The organism is Variovorax sp. GrIS 2.14, assembly GCF_046115955.1.
GTDB lineage: Bacteria > Pseudomonadota > Gammaproteobacteria > Burkholderiales > Burkholderiaceae_C > Variovorax.
The window spans coordinates 20,962-43,636 of record NZ_JBJXIA010000016.1 but is presented as its reverse complement, the minus strand read 5'-3'; the positions used below and the strand labels follow the sequence as shown (position 1 = coordinate 43,636).

Annotated in this window: 18 protein-coding genes and 1 riboswitch; of the genes, 11 read left to right on the top strand and 7 right to left on the bottom strand. The window is 63.6% G+C overall.

Annotation, left to right across the window (positions count from 1 at the left end; translation table 11 throughout):
• The first annotated feature begins 72 nt into the window (after window positions 1-72).
• The gene (uvrA, locus tag RCH10_RS21400; protein WP_409053952.1) at window positions 73-5,916 is read left to right on the top strand and encodes an excinuclease ABC subunit UvrA; all 5,844 of its coding nucleotides are present in this window, start codon (window positions 73-75) and stop codon (window positions 5,914-5,916) included.
• Between the two features lie 121 nt (window positions 5,917-6,037).
• Window positions 6,038-6,586: a Fic family protein gene (locus RCH10_RS21395; protein WP_409053951.1), complete on the top strand. Its 549-nt coding sequence runs from the start codon at window positions 6,038-6,040 to the stop codon at window positions 6,584-6,586.
• 77 nt (window positions 6,587-6,663) lie between these two features.
• On the opposite strand, the gene RCH10_RS21390 is transcribed toward RCH10_RS21395, so the two are convergent.
• The 4 genes from RCH10_RS21390 to RCH10_RS21375 all read right to left on the bottom strand — a co-directional run bounded on the left by RCH10_RS21390 (window position 6,664) and on the right by RCH10_RS21375 (window position 10,526).
• The gene (locus RCH10_RS21390; RefSeq protein WP_409053950.1) at window positions 6,664-7,461 is read right to left on the bottom strand and encodes an HAD-IIB family hydrolase; all 798 of its coding nucleotides are present in this window, start codon (window positions 7,459-7,461) and stop codon (window positions 6,664-6,666) included.
• A 17-nt stretch (window positions 7,462-7,478) separates the two neighbouring features.
• Window positions 7,479-9,107 carry a peptide chain release factor 3 gene (locus RCH10_RS21385; protein WP_409053949.1) on the bottom strand — a complete coding sequence of 543 codons (1,629 nt, stop codon included), beginning with the start codon at window positions 9,105-9,107 and terminating at the stop codon, window positions 7,479-7,481.
• 125 nt (window positions 9,108-9,232) lie between these two features.
• Window positions 9,233-9,703, bottom strand: a complete 471-nt coding sequence (phaP, locus tag RCH10_RS21380; protein WP_409053948.1) for a TIGR01841 family phasin — start codon at window positions 9,701-9,703, stop codon at window positions 9,233-9,235.
• A gap of 130 nt (window positions 9,704-9,833) precedes the next feature.
• Complete coding sequence (locus tag RCH10_RS21375; protein ID WP_409053947.1) at window positions 9,834-10,526, bottom strand: hypothetical protein; 693 nt, start codon at window positions 10,524-10,526, stop codon at window positions 9,834-9,836.
• A gap of 103 nt (window positions 10,527-10,629) precedes the next feature.
• Window positions 10,630-10,698, top strand: a riboswitch (S-adenosyl-L-homocysteine riboswitch).
• A 76-nt stretch (window positions 10,699-10,774) separates the two neighbouring features.
• Here RCH10_RS21375 and ahcY point away from each other — a divergent pair.
• The 4 genes from ahcY to RCH10_RS21355 are packed head-to-tail and all read left to right on the top strand — an operon-like array spanning window position 10,775 to window position 14,611.
• On the top strand, window positions 10,775-12,229 hold the full coding sequence (gene ahcY / locus RCH10_RS21370; protein WP_323495759.1) for an adenosylhomocysteinase: 1,455 nt from the start codon (window positions 10,775-10,777) through the stop codon (window positions 12,227-12,229).
• A gap of 6 nt (window positions 12,230-12,235) precedes the next feature.
• Window positions 12,236-13,078, top strand: a complete 843-nt coding sequence (locus RCH10_RS21365) for a TlyA family RNA methyltransferase (protein WP_409053946.1) — start codon at window positions 12,236-12,238, stop codon at window positions 13,076-13,078.
• Window positions 13,056-13,880, top strand: coding sequence for a methylenetetrahydrofolate reductase [NAD(P)H] (metF, locus tag RCH10_RS21360; RefSeq protein ID WP_409053945.1), 825 nt, complete (start codon window positions 13,056-13,058; stop codon window positions 13,878-13,880). The genes RCH10_RS21365 and metF overlap by 23 nt, the downstream gene beginning before the upstream one ends.
• Window positions 13,877-14,611, top strand: a complete 735-nt coding sequence (locus RCH10_RS21355) for a septal ring lytic transglycosylase RlpA family protein (RefSeq protein ID WP_409053944.1) — start codon at window positions 13,877-13,879, stop codon at window positions 14,609-14,611. Before metF ends, RCH10_RS21355 begins: the two co-directional genes overlap by 4 nt.
• Window positions 14,612-14,650: 39 nt before the next feature.
• Here RCH10_RS21355 and RCH10_RS21350 read toward each other — a convergent pair whose 3' ends face one another.
• On the bottom strand, window positions 14,651-15,547 hold the full coding sequence (locus tag RCH10_RS21350; RefSeq protein ID WP_409053943.1) for a 23S rRNA (adenine(2030)-N(6))-methyltransferase RlmJ: 897 nt from the start codon (window positions 15,545-15,547) through the stop codon (window positions 14,651-14,653).
• 162 nt (window positions 15,548-15,709) lie between these two features.
• Between RCH10_RS21350 and rplM the strand changes: the two genes are divergently transcribed.
• The 4 genes from rplM (at window position 15,710) to mdtD (ending at window position 18,643) form a co-directional block, all read left to right on the top strand.
• Window positions 15,710-16,180 (top strand): 50S ribosomal protein L13, encoded by a 471-nt coding sequence (gene rplM, locus RCH10_RS21345; protein WP_187053138.1) that lies wholly within the window; start codon window positions 15,710-15,712, stop codon window positions 16,178-16,180.
• Window positions 16,177-16,569, top strand: a complete 393-nt coding sequence (rpsI, locus tag RCH10_RS21340) for a 30S ribosomal protein S9 (RefSeq protein ID WP_187053137.1) — start codon at window positions 16,177-16,179, stop codon at window positions 16,567-16,569. The genes rplM and rpsI overlap by 4 nt, the downstream gene beginning before the upstream one ends.
• A 142-nt stretch (window positions 16,570-16,711) precedes the next feature.
• Window positions 16,712-17,092: an iron-sulfur cluster insertion protein ErpA gene (erpA, locus tag RCH10_RS21335; RefSeq protein WP_409053942.1), complete on the top strand. Its 381-nt coding sequence runs from the start codon at window positions 16,712-16,714 to the stop codon at window positions 17,090-17,092.
• Window positions 17,093-17,164: 72 nt separating this feature from the next.
• A complete protein-coding gene (mdtD, locus tag RCH10_RS21330; RefSeq protein WP_409053941.1) occupies window positions 17,165-18,643 on the top strand; it encodes a multidrug transporter subunit MdtD in 1,479 nt (492 codons plus the stop codon).
• 99 nt (window positions 18,644-18,742) lie between these two features.
• Here mdtD and RCH10_RS21325 read toward each other — a convergent pair whose 3' ends face one another.
• Window positions 18,743-19,867, bottom strand: a complete 1,125-nt coding sequence (locus RCH10_RS21325; protein WP_409053989.1) for an anhydro-N-acetylmuramic acid kinase — start codon at window positions 19,865-19,867, stop codon at window positions 18,743-18,745.
• Window positions 19,868-19,908: 41 nt separating this feature from the next.
• Complete coding sequence (locus RCH10_RS21320) at window positions 19,909-21,258, bottom strand: peptidoglycan DD-metalloendopeptidase family protein (RefSeq protein ID WP_409053940.1); 1,350 nt, start codon at window positions 21,256-21,258, stop codon at window positions 19,909-19,911.
• A gap of 161 nt (window positions 21,259-21,419) precedes the next feature.
• On the opposite strand from RCH10_RS21320, the gene tyrS reads away from it, so the two are divergent.
• Window positions 21,420-22,652, top strand: coding sequence for a tyrosine--tRNA ligase (tyrS, locus tag RCH10_RS21315; RefSeq protein WP_409053939.1), 1,233 nt, complete (start codon window positions 21,420-21,422; stop codon window positions 22,650-22,652).
• Window positions 22,653-22,675: the final 23 nt, after the last annotated feature.

Here is a 22,675-nt window from a genome sequence, read left to right as displayed (position 1 = left end):
CGTGCGCAAGACCCTGCCACGGCGCTGCCACGGCACGCTGCCCATAATGTTTGCCCCACCTCCAGGCAAGCAATGACACAGGGCTCCATTCGCATCCGCGGCGCACGCCAGCACAATCTCCAGAACATCGACATCGACATCCACACGGGTGAGATGACGGTGGTCACCGGCCCCAGCGGTTCGGGCAAGTCGAGCCTGGTGTTCGACACGCTCTATGCAGAAGGGCAGCGCCGCTACGTCGAGACCTTCTCTGCCTACGCGCGCCAGTTCCTCGACCGCATGGACAAGCCGGCGGTCGACAAGGTGGAGGGCGTGCCGCCCGCCATTGCCATCGACCAGACCAACCCGGTGCGGTCGTCGCGCTCGACGGTCGGCACCATGACCGAGCTGAACGATCACCTGAAGCTGCTCTACGCGCGCGCGTCGCAGTTGTTCGACCGCGAGACCTCGTTGCCGGTGCGGCACGATTCGCCCGACTCGATCTACACCGCGTTGGCCGTGCGCGCGGCCGCTGCTGGCGACCCGCGCGTGGTGCTGACGTTTCCGGTCGAACTGCCGGCGGCGACCAGTACCGAAGAAGTGACGCAATGGCTGTCGGCCAGCGGGTTCACCCGCGTGCAGGCCGAGCGCGAAGTGGCAACGCCGACCGGCCCGCGCAAGGTGCTCGACGTGGTGGCCGACCGCTTTCGCATCGCCGGTGCCGAACGGGCGCGCGTGCTGGAAGCCATCGAGACTGCGCTCAAACGCGGTGCGGGGCGGCTGACGGTTTATGCATCGCTGCCCGCGCCCGTCCTCGCGGCAGAGGGCGTCGTCGACGGCGCTGTCGTTCCCGAGCCGGCGCAAGAGATCTGGAAGTTCTCCACCGGCCTGCATTGCCCCGAGAGCGACATTCGTTACACCGACCCGATCCCGTCGATGTTCTCGTTCAACTCTGCGGTGGGCGCCTGCGAAACCTGCCGCGGGTTCGGCCGAGTGATCGGCGTCGACCTCGGGCTGGTCATTCCGAACGACCGGCTGACGCTGCGCGCGGGTGCCATCAAGACCATCCAGACGCCCGCGTGGAAGGAGGCTCAGGACGATCTGATGCGCCACGCCGAAGCCGCCGGCATTCCGCGCGACACGCCGTGGAACAAACTGACCGACGAGCAGAAGCAATGGGTCATCGAAGGCTCGCCCAACTGGAAGGGCAAGTGGAACCAGCAGTGGTTCGGCGTCAAGCGTTTCTTCGCCTATCTGGAAAGCAAGGCCTACAAGATGCACATCCGCGTCTTGTTGTCGAAGTACCGCAGCTACACGCAATGCCCGACGTGCGCCGGCGCCCGGCTGAAGCTGGACAGCCTGTTGTGGCGAATCGGCAGCAAGGCCGATGCCGATGCCGTGCTGCCGCCCGAAAAGCGCTTCATGCCGATGGGCGTGAAGTGGTCGCGCGCGCAGCTCGAGTCGCTGCCGGGGCTGTGCCTGCACGATCTGATGATGCTGTCGATCGAGCGGCTGCGGCGGTTTTTCGATGGGCAGCAGCCCTCGGCTGAACGCCCCCTCGCCAACCTTTCCCCAGAGGGTGAAGGAGCAAGCCACGGTGATGCCCAGGCCCTCAAACTCCTCTTCGAAGAAATCACCACCCGCCTGCGCTACCTGCACGACGTCGGCATCGGCTACCTCACGCTCGATCGACAGAGCCGCACGCTGAGCGGCGGGGAGGTGCAGCGCATCAACCTGACGACGGCACTCGGCACGTCGCTGGTCAACACCTTGTTCGTGCTCGACGAGCCCAGCATCGGCCTGCATCCGCGCGACATGAACCGCATCACCGAAGCCATGCTGCGGCTGCGCGACGCGGGCAACACGCTGGTGGTGGTCGAGCACGATCCGGCCGTCATGCTGGCGGCCGATCGCGTGATCGACATGGGGCCGGGCCCCGGCATCCGCGGCGGGCAGATCGTGTTCGACGGCACCACCGACCAGCTGCGCGATGCCGACACGCTGACCGGCAACTACCTCGGCGGTCGCAAGAAGATCGGCATGGGCTTCAAGCGACTGGTGAGCGAGAACACGCACCGGCTCATCCTTGAAGGTGTGCGCGAGCACAACCTGCAGAACATCACAGTCGAGCTGCCGTTGCAGCGGCTGGTGTGCATCACCGGCGTCAGCGGTTCGGGCAAATCGACGCTGGTGCAGGACGTGCTGGCGCCCGCGTTGATGCGGTACTTCGGCAAGACGACCGAATCGCCGGGGGCGTTCGACCGCATGCTCGGTGCGGACTACCTGAGCGACGTGGTCTTCGTCGATCAATCGCCCATCGGCAAGACCGCGCGCTCCAACCCTGCGAGCTATGTCGGCGCGTGGGATGCCATCCGCGAGATCTTCGCGACGGCGGCGTTGTCGCGCCAGCGTGGCTACACGGCCAGCAAGTTCAGCTCCAACTCAGGCGATGGGCGCTGCCCGACCTGCGGCGGCTCGGGCTTCGAGCACGTCGAGATGCAGTTCCTGTCGGACGTGTACCTGCGTTGCCCGGACTGCGATGGCAAGCGTTACCGGCCCGAGATCCTCGAGGTGACCATCGAGCGCGGCGGCAAGAACTACAACGTCGCCGACGTGCTCGACCTGACCGTCGCCGAGGCGGCCACCGTGTTCGCAGCCGACCGCGAAGTGCTGCGCGTGCTGCAACCCATCATCGACGTGGGGCTCGACTACGTGAAGCTCGGCCAGCCTGTGCCGACCTTGTCGGGCGGCGAAGCGCAGCGGCTCAAACTCGCCGGCTTCCTGGCCGAAGCCGCCAAGAGCGCGACATCGAGCAAGCAGGCGGTCGCGCGCAAGGGCACGCTGTTCCTGTTCGACGAGCCGACCACCGGCCTGCACTTCGACGACATCGCGCGCCTGATGCGAGCCTTGCGCAAGCTGCTCGACGCCGGCCATTCGCTGGTCGTGATCGAGCACAACCTGGACGTGATCCGCGCCAGCGACTGGTTGATCGACCTCGGCCCCGAAGGCGGCGAGGGCGGTGGGCAAGTGGTCGCGACCGGCACGCCCGAGGCCTTGCGCGAAGACCGCGCATCGCTCACCGGCGCAGCGCTGGCCGACTATGAACTGGCGATCGGTCCCGACGCCTACAAGGTGGCCGAGCGCAATGCGCGCCGCTATTCGGGCAAGACGAAAACCAAGGCACCGGGCAGCAACGCGATCCAGATCGTGAATGCGCGCGAGCACAACCTGAAGAATCTTTCCGTCGACATTCCGCGCGGCAAGTTCAGCGTGGTCACCGGCGTCAGCGGCTCTGGCAAGTCAACGCTTGCTTTCGACATTCTCTTCAACGAAGGCCAGCGCCGTTACCTCGAATCGCTCAACGCGTATGCGCGCAGCATCGTGCAACCGGCCGGTCGGCCCGAGGTCGATGCGGTGTATGGCATTCCACCCACAGTGGCGATCGAGCAGCGTCTGTCGCGTGGCGGCCGCAAGAGCACGGTCGGTACCACCACCGAGGTGTGGCACTTTTTGCGGCTGCTGTACGTCAAGCTCGGTATCCAGCATTGCGTCAACGACGGTGCAGCCGTGCAGCCGCAAACGCCCGACAGCATCGCGGCGCAACTGCTCAAGAACTTTCGCGGCCAGCACATCGGCCTGCTCGCGCCGCTGGTGAGCAACCGCAAGGGCGTGTACACCGAACTGGCCGATTGGGCCCGGCCGCGCGGCTTCACGCACCTGCGTGTCGACGGTGGGTTCTTGCCGACGACCGGTTTCCCGCGGATCGACCGTTTCAAGGAGCACAGCATCGAACTGCCGGTGGCGAGTCTCGATGTGCTGCCGGAGAACGAAGCCGAGTTGCGCGACGCGCTGCGACGCGCGCTGGAGCACGGAAAGGGCGTGGTGCATGTGTTGAGCGAACTCACCGGCCTGCGCGCCGCGATGATGGCCAACGCGCCGACCCATGGCATCGGCCACGTGCATGTGTTCTCTACGTTGCGGGCCTGCCCGATCTGCAGCACCAGCTACACCGAACTCGATCCGCGGCTCTTCTCGTACAACAGCAAGCACGGCTGGTGCCCCGATTGCGTCGGCACCGGTGTCAAGCTGAACAAGGACCAGCGCAAGGTGTTCGACGACTCGGTGCTCGGCGCCGACCAGAAGGGCCGCGAGCAAACCTTTGCGGAGCCGGAGGCCGAAGACGTCGGTGACGTGGCCTGCCCGACCTGCGAAGGCACACGTCTGAATGCGATCGCGCGTGCCGTGCTGTTCGGAGCCGCGCCCGACGCGCCGGCCACAGGCGCCGTGAACCCGTTCGGCATCGGTGGGATCGGCATCACGCAACTCGCGCGCATGAGCGTGATCGAAGTGCGCGAGTGGTTCGAGACACTGCAGCTGGTGGGGCGCGAAGCGGAGATCGCGCGTGACCTGGTGCCGGAGATCAAGAGCCGCCTCGAGTTCCTCAAGGAAGTCGGACTCGGCTACCTCACGCTCGACCGTGGCGCGCCCACATTGAGCGGCGGCGAGGCACAGCGCATTCGCCTGGCGGCGCAACTTGGCAGCAACCTGCAGGGCGTCTGCTATGTACTCGACGAGCCGACCATCGGACTGCATGCACGCGACAACCAGATCCTTCTCGACGCGCTGCACAAGCTCGGCGAAAAAGGCAACACGCTGGTGGTGGTCGAGCACGACGAAGACACCATCCGGCGCGCCGACCACATCATCGACATCGGCCCGAGCGCGGGCAAGCGCGGTGGGCGATTGGTTGCCGAGGGCTCGGTCGCCGACATCGAGGCAGCGGCCGATTCGCAGACTGGCCGCTATCTGCGCGATGCCATCAAGCATCCGCTGCAGAAGCGCCGCCCGGTGCCGGCGCCCGAAGTGGGTGCCCCCGGCTGGTTGACGGTGCGCGGTGCCAATCTGCACAACCTGCAGGAGGTGACGGCGTCGCTGCCGTTGCATCGATTGGTGGCGGTCACCGGCGTCAGCGGCTCGGGCAAGTCGACGCTGGCGCGCGACGTGCTGCTGGCCAACGTGTATGCGATCGTGGTGCAGCGCATGACCAAGGCCGGCCGCGACAACGATGCCGCAGGCAAGCGCGCCAGGTGGGCCGGCTGCAGCGCGGTCGAAGGCTACGAAACCATCGACCGCGTGCTCGAGGTCGATCAGACGCCGATCGGCAAAACGCCGCGCAGCTGCCCTGCCACCTACATCGGTTTCTGGGACACCATCCGGAAGCTGTTCGCCGACACGCTGGAAGCCAAGGCCCGCGGCTACGGTCCGGCGCGCTTCAGCTTCAACACCGGCGAAGGCCGCTGCGCTGGATGCGACGGTGCTGGTGTGCGCACCATCGAGATGAGCTTTTTGCCCGACGTGAAGGTGCCGTGCGAGGTGTGTCACGGCGCCCGCTTCAATCCCGAGACGCTGGCGGTGAGCTGGCGCGGCAAGAGCATCGGCGAAGTGCTGCAGATGGAGGTCGACGATGCCGTCGAATTCTTCGCGGCCATGCCGAACATCAGCCATCCAATGCAGTTGCTGAAAGACGTGGGGCTCGGCTACCTGACGTTGGGCCAGCCGTCTCCGACGCTGAGCGGCGGCGAGGCGCAGCGCATCAAGCTGGTGACCGAGCTGAGCAAGGTGCGCGACGACATCACGCGGCGCGGTCAGAAGGCGCCGCACACGTTGTACGTGCTGGACGAGCCGACCGTCGGGCTGCACATGGCCGATGTCGAGAAGCTGATCCATGTGCTGCACCGGCTGGTGAACGGCGGGCATAGCGTGGTGGTGATCGAGCACGATCTGGATGTCGTCGCCGAGGCGGACTGGATCATCGACCTCGGGCCCGAAGGCGGCAACGCTGGTGGTCGCGTCGTGGCGGCGGCGCCGCCGGAAGAAGTGGTGCGTTTGGGCACGCACACCGGCGTGGCGCTGGCGCCTGTGCTGGCGCGGGCATAGGCGCGTTGGGTGGCGCTGCGCTGGAGGGGTTTGCGCCGGCGGCGTACCTGCCGCTGCGCATCAGGGTGCGCACGTCGCGGGCGGGACTTCCCGATTGCTGGCCGGAAGCTGGCTCGGTCCAATGTGGGCCCAGTCAAGGAGTCTCCCTCATGTCCTCGGCCCGGTACACCCAATTTGCGACGGCAACGGCCGCACCGGGCGCATCGTCAACGTGCTCTACCTGGTCAAGGAGGGGCTGCTCGATAGTCCGGTGCTCTACCTGAGCAGCTACATCATGCGCAACAAGGCCGACTACTACCGCTTGTTGCAAACAGTGCGTACCGAAAACCGATGGGAAGAATGGGTGCTGTACCTGCTGGAGGCGGTGCAACAGACGGCGGCGCAGACCATCGGGACCATCAACGCGATCAAGGCCGCATTGGCAGACTACAAGCAACGCATCCGCGCGGGCTACAAGTTCTACAGCCAGGATTTGATCAACAACCTGTTCATGCACCCGTATACCAAGATCGATTTCATCCAGCGCGATTTGCAGCTGTCACGCCTGACCGCGACCAAGTACCTGGACGGACTGGCCGAGGGCGGTTTCGTGCAAAAGCAGAAGATCGGTCGCAGCAACTACTACGTCAATCTGGCGCTCACCGCGATCCTGCAGGGCGAAGGTGCGTGAACGCCAAAGCCGGGGTGCGCTCAACAAGTCCCGGCTTGCTCGATTGACTCGGCCCGCCGCGTGGCCAAGTCCGAACCTCAGCGCACGACCCGACTTTCCAGTACCGCCCGCGCCACTTCAGCAAACCCCGCCCCACGTTCTCCCTGCGTGATGTAGCGCGGCAGGTGCGTCAGCTTTGGCACGAAGCGCTGCACATTCGCCACGCCGATGCTGTGCGCAAAGGCTTCAAACATCAGTTGGTCGTTGGTCGAATCGCCGACGTAGGCCCAGCGGCTCATCTCGGGGTCCAGCGCGCGGCCCCATAGCTCCCGCACGATCCAGCGCGCGCCGACCAGCTTGTTGTGGTTGCCATACCAGCCGTTGATGTGGATGCTGCTGACCGTCGCGTGCAGGCCTTCGCTGCGCATCAGCGCGACCACGGCGGCGATCTGCGCCTCGCTCAATCGCGTGAACTCGCTGTGGTCAATCGCGATGTCGGTCTCGCGGCCCGGTGAGTCGCTGGCGCGCTGCGCGCCGGGGATCTCGTGCTCGATGCGCGCCAGCACGCCTTGCATGCGCGTGAAGTTGACGGCGCGCGTAGTGGCGTCTTGCTGGTAGCGCTTGATTAACATCCCATCGGCATCGACGGTCAGCGCCACCGCACCGTTCTCGGCAACGATCGCATCGACCGGCCATGCAGCCGCGAAGGGCTCGCTCCAGCCGACCGGGCGACCGGTGATGGCGACGACGTGCAGGCCGGCGGCGTTCAGGTCGAGCAGCGCCTGCAAGGCGTCGGGCGTGATGGCGCCGTCGGTGGTGAGCGTGTCGTCGATGTCGGTCAAAACACCCAGCAGGCCGCGCCGGGCGTTCCACGACCATCGCGCCAACGGCAGCATGGCGGCCTGCGCCAGCTTCAGCCGGCGCTTTGCAGCGCCAGCCCTGCGTGCTCGCGCAACGGATGAAAATGAATCTTCGGAAAACGCTCCTGCGCGAGCCGCACGTCGTAGGGCGAGGTGCAGAGGTAGGCCAGCGTGTTGGCCGCGTCGAGCGCCATGCGTGCCGGGTAGGCGTTGACGAAGTCTTTAAGTTCCGCCGGCGTGTCGGCCGTGATCCAGCGGGCGCCGGTGTACTGGCAACCTTCGAGCCGTACGTCGACGTCGTACTCGCCCTTCAGCCGGTGCTGCACCACTTCGAACTGCAGCTGGCCGACAGCGCCGAGCAACATCGGCCCGCCGATCTCGGGGCGGAACACCTGGATCGCACCTTCTTCTCCGAGCTGCGCCAGGCCTTGTTGAAGCTGCTTGGTACGCAGCGGGTTCTTCAGGATCACCGTCATGAAGAGTTCGGGCGCAAAGAAGGGCAGGCCGGTGAACATCAGGTTGGCGCCATCGGTGATCGTGTCACCGAGCTGCACGCCGCCATGCGTGGTGAAGCCAACGATGTCGCCGGCATAGGCCTCTTCGACCGCCTCGCGGCGCTGGCTCATGAAGGTGACGACGCTGGTCGGCCGCAGTTCTTTCGACGTGCGCTGCACCTTCAGCTTCATGCCCGGCGTGTACTTGCCCGAGGCCATGCGCACGAAGGCGATGCGGTCTCGGTGCGATGGATCCATGTTGGCCTGGACTTTGAACACGACGCCGGCGAAGTCCTTGTCTTCCGGCTGCACTTCCTTCACCACAGGCTGGCGATTGACCAGCGTGGTGCTGGTGCGCGACTGCGGCGGCGGCGCCAGATCGACCAACGCATCGAGCACTTCCATCACGCCGAAGTTGTTGACGCCAGAGCCGAAGAACACCGGCGTCTGCTTGCCCGCGAGAAAGGCTTCGCGATCCCACGTCGGCGAGGCACCGGCTGCCAGTTCCATGCTCTGCTCGGCAGATTCGAACTCGCTGCCGAAGCGCTTGATGAGCTCGGCGCGGTTGTCGAGGCGAATGGTTTCGAACTCCTGCGGCAGTCGCTCCTTGCCGGAGTCGAACACCGTCATGGTCTGGGTGCGCAGATTCATGATGCCGCCGAAGGATTTGCCCTGGCCGACCGGCCAGGTCATCGGCACGCAGGGCATGCCGAGCTCGCGTTCGATCTCGTCCATGATGTCCAGCGGCTCGCGCACTTCGCGGTCCATCTTGTTGACGAACGTGATGATGGGCGTGTCGCGCTGCCGGCAAACTTCGATCAGGCGGCGCGTCTGGGCTTCGACGCCGTTGGCCGCATCGATCACCATCAAAGCCGAGTCGACGGCGGTCAGCACGCGGTAGGTGTCTTCTGAAAAGTCCTTGTGGCCGGGCGTGTCGAGCAGGTTGATGACGTGGTCGCGGTACAGCATCTGCATGACCGATGAGGCCACCGAAATGCCGCGCTGCTTTTCGATCTCCATCCAGTCGGAGGTGGCGTGCCGCGTGGCCTTGCGCGCCTTGACCGAACCGGCAATCTGGATCGCACCTGAGAACAGCAAGAGCTTTTCAGTGAGCGTGGTCTTGCCGGCGTCTGGGTGGGAGATGATCGCGAAAGTGCGACGGCGACGGGTTTCGGAGGCGAAAGACAAAGTGGGCAATCTGCGGGGGGATTGCCCGATTTTACGGATGCGCTCCTGGCTTCTCTCGCACGGGGCTAGCGCGACGCCACAAAGCCGTGGTCATGCCGGTCGCGTCGAGCGCGCCGGCAGCCCTCTCACTTGCGCTGCAGCAGCTTGGTCACTTCGTCGACGTTGTCCTGCACCCGCTGGCGCACGACTTCGAAAGCGTCCTTCTGCGACTTGGCCGCCAGGTCGGCCAGCTCCTTGATGTCGTCGATGGCACGCTGGAACGACGCGCGACCCAGTTCGTCGAGCTTGGCAAGATTTTCTTTCGGGTCTTTGCCTGGGGCCGCCTTGGCTGCGGACTGCCATTCGGCAATCGCGCTCTTGATCATCTCGGTCTGACGCTGCACCACCGTCTGCAGGCCCTTGTACGACTTTTCGTTGGCCTGCATCACGGCTTGAAGATCCTTGCGGCCGCTGTCGAGCAGCTTGCTGCCGGCGCCGGTCAGGTTGACGCTCTGCAGACGCTCGGCCATGCCCTTGAGCATGTCGGCCGGGTTGGGGATTTTGGTGTTGCCCTGCGAAGCGGTGGGCTGGGCGGCAGCTTTCTTGGCGGTGGCCATGGGAGTCTCCTGAGGTTTGAGGAAGGCGGACGCCGCGCCTGTCGATGCGGAAATCCGTTGCCACGATACGCCGCAGCGGCGCGGCTGCGGCGGTTCTCTGCGCCAATTTACTTCCGGGATTTCCCTTGGATTACATCGGCGGCGTGAAGCCGTTGCGGCCGGCCAGCACGCGCAGTGCCGTCGGGGTGCCGTTGCGCTCTTGCGCGTTGATCAGCACTTTCGCGCCGGGGACCAGCAGGGCGTCGGTTGCGGGCTTAAAGGTCACGACGGGCACGTTCGGCGGAACGATGAGCGTCTTTTCACCGCCCTTGTAGCTGAGCTTCAGCTGCTGGCCGCCGCGCACGTTCTTCGGCGCCGCGGCGAGGTCGGCCACGGTCGCGTTGGTCATCGTGCTCTGCGGCTGCAAGTCCCATGGGAAATGGCCTTCGCCGGTTCCACGCGCGGCCTCGGGGAAGACCAGAACTTCGAGCGCCTTTTGCGTGCCGTCTGCCTGCGGCATCGCTGCAGTGCCGATGAAGCTCCCTTGCTTGATGTCGCTCAGCTTGATGCGATACACCTCGGAGATCGGCATGTCGGCGACCCGTGCAAGCGAAACGACCTCACCGCTGCGGTCCTTCACGACCACCTTCTTTGGGTCTACATAGACGACCGTGCCTCGAATTCGGACGGTCGGGGCGGCGGGAGCGGCAGATGGCGTGGCCGCCGGGCTCTGCGCAGCGGCGGCGAGCGGCAGCACGGCTGCGCCGAGCAGGGTGGCCGAAGCCAGAAGCACAGACGCAAGCGGCGAGAGCTTGCGGAAAGACGATGCGGAGGGTGTGTTCATATCGTACGAGCGTAATACGCCGCAGGAATTTCGGCTTGTCGGCGGTAACGCCGACCCTTCCGGGCGGTGACGCACGCAATCGGGCGTCTGCGCTAAAATCCGTCGTTCCGAGGAGCGTTGCAGCGCCATCAGGCGTGAGGCTCGGACCACATCGCAACCACGCTCAACCGCTGTTCTCGCGGTGAGTCGATCTACAGGTCTACCTTCCCGAGCGCGGCGGCAATTCTCAAACTTGCTTTGGAGTTCTCATGAGCGCTGTTCTCGAATCCGCATCCGCCGTCGCAATCCCTCTCAAATTGACCGATCAGGCCATCGCCGACATCACGCTGGCCGCTTGGGGCCGCAAGGAAATCCGCATCGCGGAGACCGAAATGCCGGGCCTGATGGCCATTCGCTCCGAGTTCGCGAAGTCGCACCCGCTCAAGGGCGCGCGCATCACCGGCTCGATCCACATGACGATTCAGACCGCGGTGCTGATCGAAACGCTGCAAGCCCTCGGTGCCGACGTCCGCTGGGCATCGTGCAACATCTTCTCGACGCAAGACCACGCAGCCGCTGCCATCGCAGCCGCCGGCACGCCGGTTTTCGCCGTCAAGGGCGAGACGCTGACCGACTACTGGGACTACACCCACGCCATCTTCGATTTCGGACCCAAGGGCTCTAAGGGCGAAGGCCCCAACATGATCCTGGACGACGGCGGCGACGCCACGTTGCTGATGCATCTGGGCCAGCGCGCTGAAAAAGACCTGGGCGTTCTCGCGAACCCGACCAGCGAAGAAGAGCGCATCCTGTACGCCGCGATCAAGGCCAAGATCGCTGTCGACAGTACCTGGTACACCCGCAAAGCCGCCGAGATCATCGGCGTGACCGAAGAAACGACCACGGGCGTTCATCGCCTGAACGAGATGTCGGCGAACGGCACGCTGCAGTTTCGCGCCATCAACGTGAACGATTCAGTCACCAAGAGCAAGTTCGACAACCTGTACGGCTGCCGTGAATCTCTGGTCGACGCTATCAAGCGCGCGACCGATGTGATGATCGCCGGCAAGGTGGCGGTCGTGGTGGGCTACGGCGACGTGGGCAAGGGCTCGGCACAAGCGCTGCGCGCCCTGTCGGCGCAGGTATGGGTCACCGAGGTCGATCCGATCAATGCGCTCCAGGCTGCAATGGAAGGCTACAAGGTCGTGACCATGGAATACGCTGCCGACAAGGCGGATATCTTCGTGTCGGCGACCGGCAACCTGTCCGTCATCACGCACGACCACATGGTCGCCATGAAAGACCAGGCCATCGTTTGCAACATCGGTCACTTCGACAACGAAATCGATGTCGTGTCGATCGAGAAGTACGAGTGGGAAGAGATCAAGCCGCAAGTCGACCACATCACCTTCCCGGACGGCAAGAAGATCATTTTGCTGGCCAAGGGTCGCCTGGTGAACCTGGGCTGCGGCACGGGCCACCCGAGCTTCGTGATGTCGTCGTCATTCGCCAATCAGGTCATCGCGCAGATCGAGCTTTTCACCAAGCCCGACGCGTATGAAGCCGGCAAGGTCTACGTGCTGCCCAAGCACCTCGATGAGAAGGTCGCGCGCCTGCACCTGAAGAAGGTCGGCGCCATGCTGACCGAACTGACGCCAGCGCAAGCGGCCTACATCGGTGTCGATAAAAACGGCCCTTACAAGCCTGACACCTACCGCTATTGATAGCGCATGCGCGCTGATCAATTGTTGGTGGAGCGCGGCATGGCCGCGTCCCGATCGCAGGCCGTTCGCTTGATTGCGGGCGGTTTGCGCTGGCGCGATGCGGGCAGCAGCGACGCATGGCGTGACGTAGTCAAGAACCGCGACGACCTGCCTGAATCGGCCGAGCTCGACCTGGTCGACGGCGCTGAAGCACGCTACGTTTCGCGCGGAGGACTCAAGCTCGAAGGGGCTTTGAAGACCGCAGGCATCGATGCGACGGGGCTGCAGTGCCTCGACATCGGCCAGTCGACCGGAGGCTTCACCGATTGCCTGCTGCAGCACGGTGCGGCGAAGGTGGTCGGCGTCGACGTCGGTCACGGCCAGTTGCACGCGAAGCTGCGCGAAGACGAGCGTGTGATCGCGGTCGAAAAGGTCAATGCGCGAGCGCTGACCGCGGTCGACCTGATCGCTTCGAGTGTCGACGCCGAAGACGATGTCGAGACGATGGAAATCGAATTCGAGCCGCGCTTCGACCTGATCGTGGGTGACCTCTCGTTCATTTCGCTGACGCTGGTGTTGCCGGCGGTGGTGCCTTTTCTAGCAGCCGATGGCCGCATGCTGATGCTGGTCAAGCCGCAGTTCGAACTGCAGCCGGGCCAGGTCGGCAAGGGCGGCATCGTGCGCGATGCGGCGATGTACCCGATCGTGGAGGCACGCTTGCGAGAAGCCTGCGCTGCGCTGGGACTGCGTGTTGTGCAGTGGTTCGACAGCCCGATCGTCGGCGGCGATGGCAACCATGAGTTTTTCGTTCACGCCGTTCGCGCGGACGGCGCTCCAGGAGCCGGCGATGCGCCTTCCGCTCAGCTTTGAATTTTTTCCGCCGAAGACGGTCGAGGGCGCGACCAAACTGCGTGCAGTCCGGCAGCAGCTCTACACGCGAAAGCCCGAGTTCTGTTCGGTTACGTATGGCGCCGGAGGCTCGACGCACGACGGCACCTTCAACACGGTGCGTGAAATTCTGGGCGAGGGCGTGGATGCAGCGAGCCACTTTTCGTGCATCGGATCGACCAAGGAAACCGTGCGCATGCAGTTGGCCGAACTCAAGGCGATGGGCGTCAAGCGGTTGGTCGCATTACGCGGCGATTTGCCCAGCGGCTACGGCGCTGGCGGCGAGTTTTTGTACGCAAGCGATCTGGTCTCGTTCATTCGCGAAGAGACAGGTCGCGACTTTCATATCGAGGTCGCTTGCTACCCTGAAGTGCACCCGCAATCGCGCTCGCCCGAGGCCGACTTGCGGGCTTATGCGGCCAAGGTCGAAGCGGGCGCCGATTCGGCCATCACGCAGTATTTTTTCAGTGCCGAGGCCTACTTCCGCTTCGTGGATGAAGCCCGCAAGTTGAAGCTCGACGTGCCTGTCGTGCCGGGCGTCATGCCGATCACTAACTCGACCCAACTCATGCGTTTCTCGGACGCCTGTGGCGCTGAGATTCCTCGCTGGATTCGTCTTCGGCTGCAGGGTTTTGGCGACGATACGGCGTCGATCAAGGCGTTCGGCCTCGATGTCGTCACCGACCTGTGCGTGCGACTGCGAGACGGCGGTGCACCTGCCCTTCATTTCTACACGATGAATCAGGCTGCTGCGACTTTGGGAGTTCTGGAGCGCATCGAGTGAATGTCGCGTGCCCGGCCGCCCGCCATGCGGGGTGGACCGGATCGCGTCGCGCGCTGCGAGGCGCGCTGGCCGGTTTGCTGTGTCTGCTTGCGGCCTGCGGCACACCGCCGCCCGATGCCAATGCGCCCAAACCTGACGCTGGAGCGGATTCATCGGGGCGCTTTCGGTTACGGCCGTTGCCACGCGAGCTTGCGGTGCCGGCCGGTGCCGCTCCACGTTCGCAAGTGCCCTCGGTGCGCTACGAGCTCTCCATCTCAGGAACTGGCGAACTCTCGCCGGACGATGGCGTCCCCGGTGACGGAAGCCTTCGCGAAATCTTCGAGCGCGGTGGCGCTTCCTGGTACGGCATCCAGTTTCACCAGCGCAAAACTGCCAACGGAGAGCGCTTCGACATGACCGCATTCACGGCCGCTCACAAGACACTGCCATTCAACACGCGTGTCTGCGTGCGAAGCCTGGTGAATGGCAAGGAGGTGTTGGTGCGCATCAACGATCGGGGGCCCTATGCGCTGGGTCGCATCATCGATCTGAGCCGCGCCGCAGCAGATCAGATCGGGCTGACGGCAATGGGGATCAAGCAGGTTGCGTTGTCGGTGATCGACAAGAAAGACATGCGTTGCAGCGGTGCGGCCGTCGACTTCGCCGATGCGCCAATGGCGGGTGATTCTGCGCCGTCGCCTTCGAGCACGCGGAAGGTACCGGTCAAATCATCGAATCGCAAACGCCGCTAGATATCGGCGTTGAATGAACGGTCGCAGAAGCGCCGGAACTCAGCCGCCGCTGTCGAGCGAAAACGCCGCGTGGCGGTCTTGCGCCAAAAGCTCTGCCAACTGAGGCAACGCCGCGGCCAATTGCGGTTTCAAGGTAAACGGCGGATTGATCAAAAACATGCCGCTGGCAGGCAGGCCGGGTCGCTTGGTCTCGCCAGTGGGCGTAGATGTCAGCTTGCTGGACTTTACGGTGAGCGTCGCGTGCAGCCACGACTTGCCGGCCTTGGTCGCCATCGTCTTGAGGCGGCGCGGCAAATCGTGCGCTTCAGGCCTCGGAATGATCGGATACCAGACGGCGTAGGTGCCGGTGGCGAATCGCTTGAGCGCTTCGGCCGCAAACTCGAGCACGCGGCCGTAGTCGCTTTTTATCTCGTAGCTTGGGTCCATCAGCACCAATGCGCGACGCGACGGTGGGGGCAAGAATTTGCTGGCGCTCAAGAAACCGTCTTCGCGCAGGACGGCAATCTGCCGACCTGCATCGAGTTGCGCGATGTTGGCGTCGAGGGTTTTGGCATCGGTAGGATGCAACTCGTACAGTTTCAACCGGTCATGGTCCCGCAACAGGTGCTGGATGATGAAAGGCGAGCCAGGATAGACCTTGGCGCCGCCTTTCGGGTTGAAGTCGGCGATGACGCCGAGGTAGCGGGCGATGGCGTCCGCGAGGGGCGCGCCGTCTTTCGGCTTGGCTGCAATCAGTCGCAACAGACCTTCCGCGGCCTCCCCGCTGGTGTCGGCGTAGTCGCCATCCAGACGGTACAAGCCGGCGCCGGCATGCGTGTCCACCACGGTCAGCGCCGCGTCTTTTTCGAGCAAATGAGTGAGCGTGGCGATCAACACCGTGTGCTTGAGCACGTCGGCGTGGTTGCCGGCGTGGAAGGCGTGGCGGTAACTGAACATGGGTCGATGGTACCCGCCAGCGCGGAATCTTTATATAATCGAAGGCTTCGCAGCGCTTTTGTGGCCCCGCGGCGAAGCCTGAACCCCACCTAAGAGATTCCCGTCAGAGGAACGCCGACCGTGGAAAAGGGCCCGCCAAACCCCTCTTTTAAAGAGAATCTCATGACCAAAACTTTCAGCGCCAAACCCGCTGACGTGGTGCACGAGTGGTTTGTGGTTGACGCGACCGACAAGGTCCTCGGACGAGTAGCCAGCGAAGTTGCTCTCCGTTTGCGCGGCAAACACAAGGCCATTTACACGCCTCACGTCGATACCGGTGACTTCATCGTCATCATCAATGCAGCCCAGCTTCGTGTCACCGGTGCCAAGCCGATCGACAAGATCTACTACCGTCACTCAGGCTACCCAGGCGGTATTTCGGCTACGAACTTCCGCGACATGCAAGCCAAGCATCCCGGCCGCGCGCTGGAAAAGGCCGTCAAGGGCATGCTGCCCAAGGGCCCGCTCGGCTACGCCATGATCAAGAAGCTCAAGGTCTACGGTGGCGCAGAGCACCCGCATACCGCGCAGCAGCCCAAAGTGCTGGAAATTGCAGGCTTGTCCACCAACGCCCAACGTGAGGCCGCCAAATGATCGGTGAATGGAACAATGGCACCGGCCGTCGCAAATCGAGCGTCGCCCGTGTGTTCATGAAAAAGGGTACCGGCAAGATCACGATCAATGGCAAGGACATTCAGGCCTACTTTGGCCGCGAAACGTCCATCATGATCGCGAAGCAGCCGCTGTTCCTGACGAACAACGTCGAAGCTTTCGACATCATGATCAACGTGAATGGCGGCGGCGAATCGGGCCAGGCCGGCGCGGCGCGCCACGGCATCACCCGTGCGTTGATCGACTACGACGCGACGCTCAAGCCGGTGTTGAGCCAGGCTGGCTTCGTGACGCGCGATGCGCGCGAAGTCGAGCGGAAGAAGGTCGGCTTGCACTCTGCTCGCCGCCGGAAGCAATTCTCGAAGCGTTAATTCGCTTTTGGAGCTGCTGTTTGGGCTTACTGCCCTCGCAGTCAAAACGCCGCCTTCGGGCGGTTTTTTGTTTGTTGCAGTAGCATTACCTTCATTGGTTGCACGTGCTCGCACGTTTGGCCGCACTTACAGGAGTACTCACATGAGCGCCGTTGCCGAAAATATCGTTTCTGAAATGCCCGTTCCGGATATGCCGGAACCGATTTTGTTTACTGACAGCGCCGCCGCGAAGGTGGCTGACTTGATCGCCGAAGAAGGCAACCCTGAACTCAAGCTGCGTGTCTTCGTGCAGGGTGGCGGATGTTCTGGTTTCTCGTATGGTTTTACGTTCGACGAGATCACCAACGAGGACGACACCACGATGACCAAGAACGGCGTCTCGCTGCTGATCGACGCCATGAGCTACCAGTATCTGGTAGGCGCTGAGATCGACTACAAGGAAGATTTGCAGGGCGCCCAGTTCGTGATCAAGAACCCGAACGCGACCAGCACTTGCGGCTGCGGCTCCAGCTTCTCAGCCTGAGATTTGCAGAAGTTCTTCGCGTTTGTTTGAACAGCCGCCTAAGGGCGGCTTTTTGTTGCCTGAGTTTTTGCGATGACGCTTCCTGTCGGATCTAATTCGACGCCCATTTCTCCGGTGCCTCCTTCGGCGCCAGCACCGGGCTATCGCAAAAGTCTGCTCTGGCTCGTCGCCATCGGCTTTTTCATGCAGACGCTCGACGCAACCATCATCAATACCGCATTGCCCGCCATGGCGGCGAGCCTGGGCGAAAGCCCGTTGCGGATGCAGTCGGTCGTGGTGGCCTATGCGCTCACGATGGCGATGCTGATCCCAGCCTCGGGCTGGATCGCCGACCGTTTTGGGACGCGCCGCGTCTTCTTCTCCGCCATCTTGTTGTTCGTGCTCGGGTCGGTGCTTTGCGCCGCATCGCAAGGCATCGGTCAACTCGTCGCGTCACGAGTGCTGCAGGGGCTCGGAGGCGCCTTGCTGCTGCCGGTAGGACGGTTGTCGCTGCTGCGTACGGTGCCGCGCGCCGAGTTTTTGCAGGCGATGAGCTTCGTCGCGATTCCGGGGCTCATCGGACCGTTGCTCGGCCCGACGCTGGGCGGCTGGCTGGTGCAGTACGCGTCGTGGCACTGGATCTTCTTGATCAACGTACCCGTGGGTCTGGTCGGCTGCATCGCAACGCTCAGGCTCATGCCCGATCTGCGCGGCGCCGTACGGCATCGCTTCGACGGGGCAGGTTACGCGATGCTCGCCTTTGGCATGGTCGCAATTTCGCTGGCGCTCGACGGCGTCTCGGGTGTCGGCATGCGGCAAGTCGGTGTGCTGATGTTGTTGATCTTCGGTTTCGCCAGCATCGTCGCTTACTGGCTGCACGCTAGCCGGCGCGCCGATCCGCTCTTTGCGCCGTCGCTATTCAAGGTCCAGACACTTAGCATTGGCTTGCTCGGCAATCTGTTTTCGCGCCTAGGCAGCGGCTGCATGCCGTTTCTGGTGCCGTTGCTGCTCCAGGTGTCGATGGGCTATTCGCCATTGCAGGCGGGGTTGATGATGTTGCCGATCGCGCTGGCAGGCATGGCGATGAAGCGCTTCACCACGGTGCTCATCACGCGCTATGGCTACCGAAAGGTGCTGGTCGTCAACACGGCGCTGGTCGGCGTGACGATGGCGTCCTTCGGGCTTGCCGCGCCGGGCCAGCCGATCGTGTTGAACATCTTGCAGCTCTTGGCTTTTGGCGCGGTCAATTCATTGCAGTTCACTGCCATGAACACGATCACCTTGAAAGATCTCGACGGCAGCATGGCGAGCAGCGGTAACAGCTTGCTGTCGATGGTTCAGATGCTGGCAATGAGCCTCGGCGTGGCCGCTGCGAGCGCTGTACTTGCGGGCTATACGGGCATCTTCGGCGGCACTGCGCCGATCACGTCGATCGAAACGCTGCATGCTTTTCAGGCGACGTTCGCTAGCATGGGACTGATCACGCTGGCATCGACGCTGATCTTTTGGCATCTGCCCGCGGAAGCCAGGGCCATTCGACCGGCACAGCCCGAGGTGTCCGGCCAAGGCTGAAGCGCCGACTGCTGCGACCAGCGACCAGCAACTAGCACAAGCTACCCGCCACGCTGCCGCTTGGGTCCACCAGCAAGTCCAGGCCAGGCAGGCCTCCAGTCAAGCAGGGTAGGTGGCGCCTAGCACCCGCGCGCCCTTGGCGCCGGTCACGCTGGCAAGGTTGCCCGTCTCTCGGCGCACCGTACAACGGGCCAGCCACGCAAATGCTGCCGCTTCGACCTGTTGTGGTGGCAGTCCCCGTTCAGCCGACGACTTCAGCTCGACACCGGGGAGCAGTGCGCGCAACCGGGCGAGCAGGTGGTCGTTCAGCGCTCCGCCGCCGCACACGATCAAGGTCTTGCTGTCGATGCCGTAGCGGATTACGCCCGCGGCACAGCAACTGGCAGTCAGCTCGGCAAGCGTTGCCTGCACATCCGCGGCATCAGCGCTGCTGGCGTGCTGCAACTGCGCGGCGAGCCAGGTGGGATTGAATCGGTCGCGCCCGGTGCTTTTCGGAGGTGCCTTGGCAAAGTAGGCATCGCGCAGCAGGCGCTCGAGCAAGTCGGGTAGCACTCGCCCGCTGGCAGCCCAAGCGCCGCCAGCGTCATATGGCTGGCCCAGGTGGGTTTGACACCAGTGGTCCAGCAGCGCATTGCCGGGGCCGCAATCGAAGCCGAGCACGGTGATCGCTTCGCCCGATGTGGCAGGCAGCAAACTGAGGTTGGAAATACCACCGAGATTCAGAACAGCAACGGCGTCGTTTTCTAGCGCGAACAGCGCGCGATGGAACGCTGGCACCAGCGGTGCGCCCTGACCGCCGGCTGCGACATCGCGGGTCCTGAATTCAGCAACGACGTCGATGCCGGTCAGTTCGGCGAGCAGCGCGGGGTTGTTGAGCTGAAGCGTGTAGCCAATATCGTCGAATTCGCCTGGCCGATGGCGCACCGTCTGGCCATGGGCCCCGATGGCGGCGATGGCTTCGGCACCTACGTTGGCCTGGCCGAGCAAATCCTGCGTGACCGCTGCGTACACCCGCGCCAGCGCGTTGCCCGCGAGCGCCGCACGATGCAGCTCGTTGACGCCATCGGGTGTGTTCAGCGCCAGCAATTCGGTGCGCAGTCCGACCGAGAAAGGCGCCGTGGCGTGCGCCTTGACCGCAATGCCGCCGGCCGAGAAATCGGCTATGACGCCGTCGACGCCGTCGAGTGAAGTTCCCGACATCAAGCCGATGAACAGGTTGGCCATCTGCAGATCGGCCATTTTGTTGTGTTCGATGGTGCGGTCGGTCAGTCGGCGCTGGCCTGGACCACAGAGAACGCGGCTGCCAATTCGGTGCGCGTTGCGACCGCCAATTTCTCGAACGCGGGACGCGATGCTGCCGCGATCGGCGTCATGTCGCCGTCCTGTTTGGCGATGACCGCCGGATCGGTGTACTCACCGTTCACTCGGTACTCGAAGTGCAGATGCGGGCCGGTCGCCCAGCCCGTACTGCCGACAGCACCGATGAACTGGCTCTGGGCCACGCTCTGCCCGACCTTGACGTCCATGCGGCTCAGATGCGCATACACGGTGCTCAGGTCGTTTCGGTGCTTGACGATGATGATGTTGCCGTAGCCACTTTGCTGCCCAGCGAATTCGACAACGCCATCGCCGACGGCTCGAACCGCCGTGCCCGAAGGTGCCGCGAAGTCAATGCCGTTATGCTGACGCCAGGTGTTCAAAATCGGGTGCATCCGCATCGCGAAACCGCTAGAGATGCGCGAAAACTCGACCGGCGAACTCAGGAACGCGTGACGCAAGCTGTCGCCGTTCGGCCTGAAGTAGCCACCCTTGCGGCCCGGCTCCTGGAACCACAGCGCCTGGTGGATGTTGCCGCCGCTTTCGAACTCCGCCGCCAAAATACGGCCGCTGCGCATGGACTGGCCATCGGCTTCGAAGGTTTCGTAGACGACAGCGAATCGATCGCCCTTGCGCAATTGACGGAAGTCGACATCGCCCGCGAAGACGTCGGCCAACTGGCTCGCGACAGCATCGGGAATGTTGGCATCGTCGGTTGCCGCAAAGAGCGACGTCCGGACCACGCCGCTCGCCAGGCGTGTACCGGCGGTCAGTGTGTCGGCTTCGGAACGCACGATGAAGCCGACGCCCGCGCTTTCGACGACGAGGCGCTTGAAGCCGTCGCCGTCAGGAATCCAGCGTGCACTCAGCTTCTTGAGCCGATCTTCGTGCGTGACTTCGGCAGTGACAGTACGGCCGGCCCGGCTCAACAGCGCGGAGCGCGCCTCGGCGTTGCCGCGGATGTACGCCGATGCGGCCGGATCGCTTACGCCAAGGCGCCCGAGCAGCGCTTCGGCGGTGTCGCTCGAGCGCGTGGTTTCGCTGCGGAACAGTGTGAAGCTGAAAGCATCCAGCGCGTCGGTCTGTGTTGAAACAGCAAGCGGTGTTACCGTTTCAAGCACTTGCTTTACCGGAATCTTGGCCGCGTCGGGGCCAAGCGAAGCAACCGCGAATGCACCACCGCCTGCGGACATCAAGACCGCAGCAATCACTGCGGTGATCTGCCTTGGGTACGTCCGGAATGTGTAGGCCACACGGGAAGCAAACAGCTCCTCGGCGGCAAGAAATCTGTCAATCAAAGCTCAAAAATCCAGATCAGGTTTCAGCGAATCCGTGAAGCAGAAGGCCTCAAGACGGAGGCGGCAACACGGCGCGGAAAAAAGCGCCGCTTAGAATTCGGCGCTTGCAAAGTCGGGCTCAGTATAGCTTCGGCAATACCCAAATCAGCCACAAAAGCCCAATGACTGCCGGTTCTGTTACATCCCAAGTCCTCTCCGATGGCGTAGGAAGAGCTCTCGAAATCTCGCTGCGTGGGGCTGACGAATTGCTGCCCCAGGAAGAGTGGATCAAAAAGCTTCAGCGCGCCGAGGCCACCGGCCAGCCGCTGCGCATCAAGCTTGGCCTCGATCCGACCGCTCCGGACATTCATATCGGTCATACGGTGGTGCTGAACAAGCTGCGGCAGCTGCAGGATCTGGGCCACACCGTGATTTTTTTGATTGGCGACTTCACGACGACGATCGGCGACCCGTCCGGACGCAACACGACCCGGCCGCCCCTCACGCGCGAACAGATCGAGGCCAACGCGCAGACGTACTACCGTCAGGCCAGCCTGGTGCTCGATCCGTCCAGAACCGAGGTTCGCTACAACTCCGAGTGGAGCGACCCGTTAGGCGCGCGCGGGATGATCCAGCTGGCGGCCAAATACACCGTCGCCCGGATGATGGAGCGCGACGATTTCAGCAAGCGATTCAAGGCGGGCCAGTCGATATCGGTGCACGAGTTCCTGTATCCGTTGATGCAGGGCTACGACTCCGTGGCGCTCAAGTCGGACCTCGAGCTCGGCGGCACCGACCAGAAGTTCAACCTCTTGGTCGGACGGCACCTTCAACAAGAGTATGGCCAAGAGCCGCAGTGCATACTCACTATGCCTTTGCTCGAAGGGCTCGATGGCGTCGAAAAGATGTCGAAGAGCAAGAACAATTACATCGGCATCAGCGAAGCGCCAAACACCATGTTTGCCAAGGTGCTGTCGATTTCCGACGTGCTGATGTGGCGCTGGTACACCTTGCTGAGCTTCAAATCGCTCGCCGAGATCGCGGCGCTGAAGGGCGAGGTCGAAGGTGGGCGCAACCCGAAAGATGCCAAGGTCGCGCTCGCCAAGGAAATCACCGCGCGCTTTCACAGCGCCGCGGCAGCCGACGCGGCGGAGCGGGATTTCGTCAACCGCAGCAAAGGTGGCGTGCCCGACGACATTCCTGAAACGACGCTGGAAGGCGCTCCGCTCGGCATCGCCCAACTGCTGAAGCAGGCCGGTCTGGCGCCATCGACCTCGGAGGGCAACCGCCTGATCGAAGGCGGCGGCGTTCGTCTCGACTCGGTGGTCGTCAGCGACAAGGCGCTGAAACTGCCAGCGGGCAGTTATGTGGTGCAGGTCGGGAAGCGCAAGTTCGTCCGCTTGACCTTGCGCTGAGTAAAGACTGCGCCGGGTTCGAG

What these genes read in the sequence shown, in the direction of transcription:
- uvrA (WP_409053952.1), top strand. Translation starts at nt 73, where the DNA reads ATGACACAGGGCTCCATTCGCATCCGCGGCGCACGCCAGCACAATCTC.
- RCH10_RS21395 (WP_409053951.1), top strand. Translation starts at nt 6,038, where the DNA reads ATGTGGGCCCAGTCAAGGAGTCTCCCTCATGTCCTCGGCCCGGTACAC.
- RCH10_RS21390 (WP_409053950.1), bottom strand. Translation starts at nt 7,461, where the DNA reads ATGCTGCCGTTGGCGCGATGGTCGTGGAACGCCCGGCGCGGCCTGCTG.
- phaP (WP_409053948.1), bottom strand. Translation starts at nt 9,703, where the DNA reads ATGGCCACCGCCAAGAAAGCTGCCGCCCAGCCCACCGCTTCGCAGGGC.
- RCH10_RS21375 (WP_409053947.1), bottom strand. Translation starts at nt 10,526, where the DNA reads ATGAACACACCCTCCGCATCGTCTTTCCGCAAGCTCTCGCCGCTTGCG.
- ahcY (WP_323495759.1), top strand. Translation starts at nt 10,775, where the DNA reads ATGAGCGCTGTTCTCGAATCCGCATCCGCCGTCGCAATCCCTCTCAAA.
- RCH10_RS21365 (WP_409053946.1), top strand. Translation starts at nt 12,236, where the DNA reads ATGCGCGCTGATCAATTGTTGGTGGAGCGCGGCATGGCCGCGTCCCGA.
- metF (WP_409053945.1), top strand. Translation starts at nt 13,056, where the DNA reads ATGCGCCTTCCGCTCAGCTTTGAATTTTTTCCGCCGAAGACGGTCGAG.
- RCH10_RS21350 (WP_409053943.1), bottom strand. Translation starts at nt 15,547, where the DNA reads ATGTTCAGTTACCGCCACGCCTTCCACGCCGGCAACCACGCCGACGTG.
- rplM (WP_187053138.1), top strand. Translation starts at nt 15,710, where the DNA reads ATGACCAAAACTTTCAGCGCCAAACCCGCTGACGTGGTGCACGAGTGG.
- rpsI (WP_187053137.1), top strand. Translation starts at nt 16,177, where the DNA reads ATGATCGGTGAATGGAACAATGGCACCGGCCGTCGCAAATCGAGCGTC.
- erpA (WP_409053942.1), top strand. Translation starts at nt 16,712, where the DNA reads ATGAGCGCCGTTGCCGAAAATATCGTTTCTGAAATGCCCGTTCCGGAT.
- mdtD (WP_409053941.1), top strand. Translation starts at nt 17,165, where the DNA reads ATGACGCTTCCTGTCGGATCTAATTCGACGCCCATTTCTCCGGTGCCT.
- RCH10_RS21325 (WP_409053989.1), bottom strand. Translation starts at nt 19,867, where the DNA reads ATGGCCAACCTGTTCATCGGCTTGATGTCGGGAACTTCACTCGACGGC.
- tyrS (WP_409053939.1), top strand. Translation starts at nt 21,420, where the DNA reads ATGACTGCCGGTTCTGTTACATCCCAAGTCCTCTCCGATGGCGTAGGA.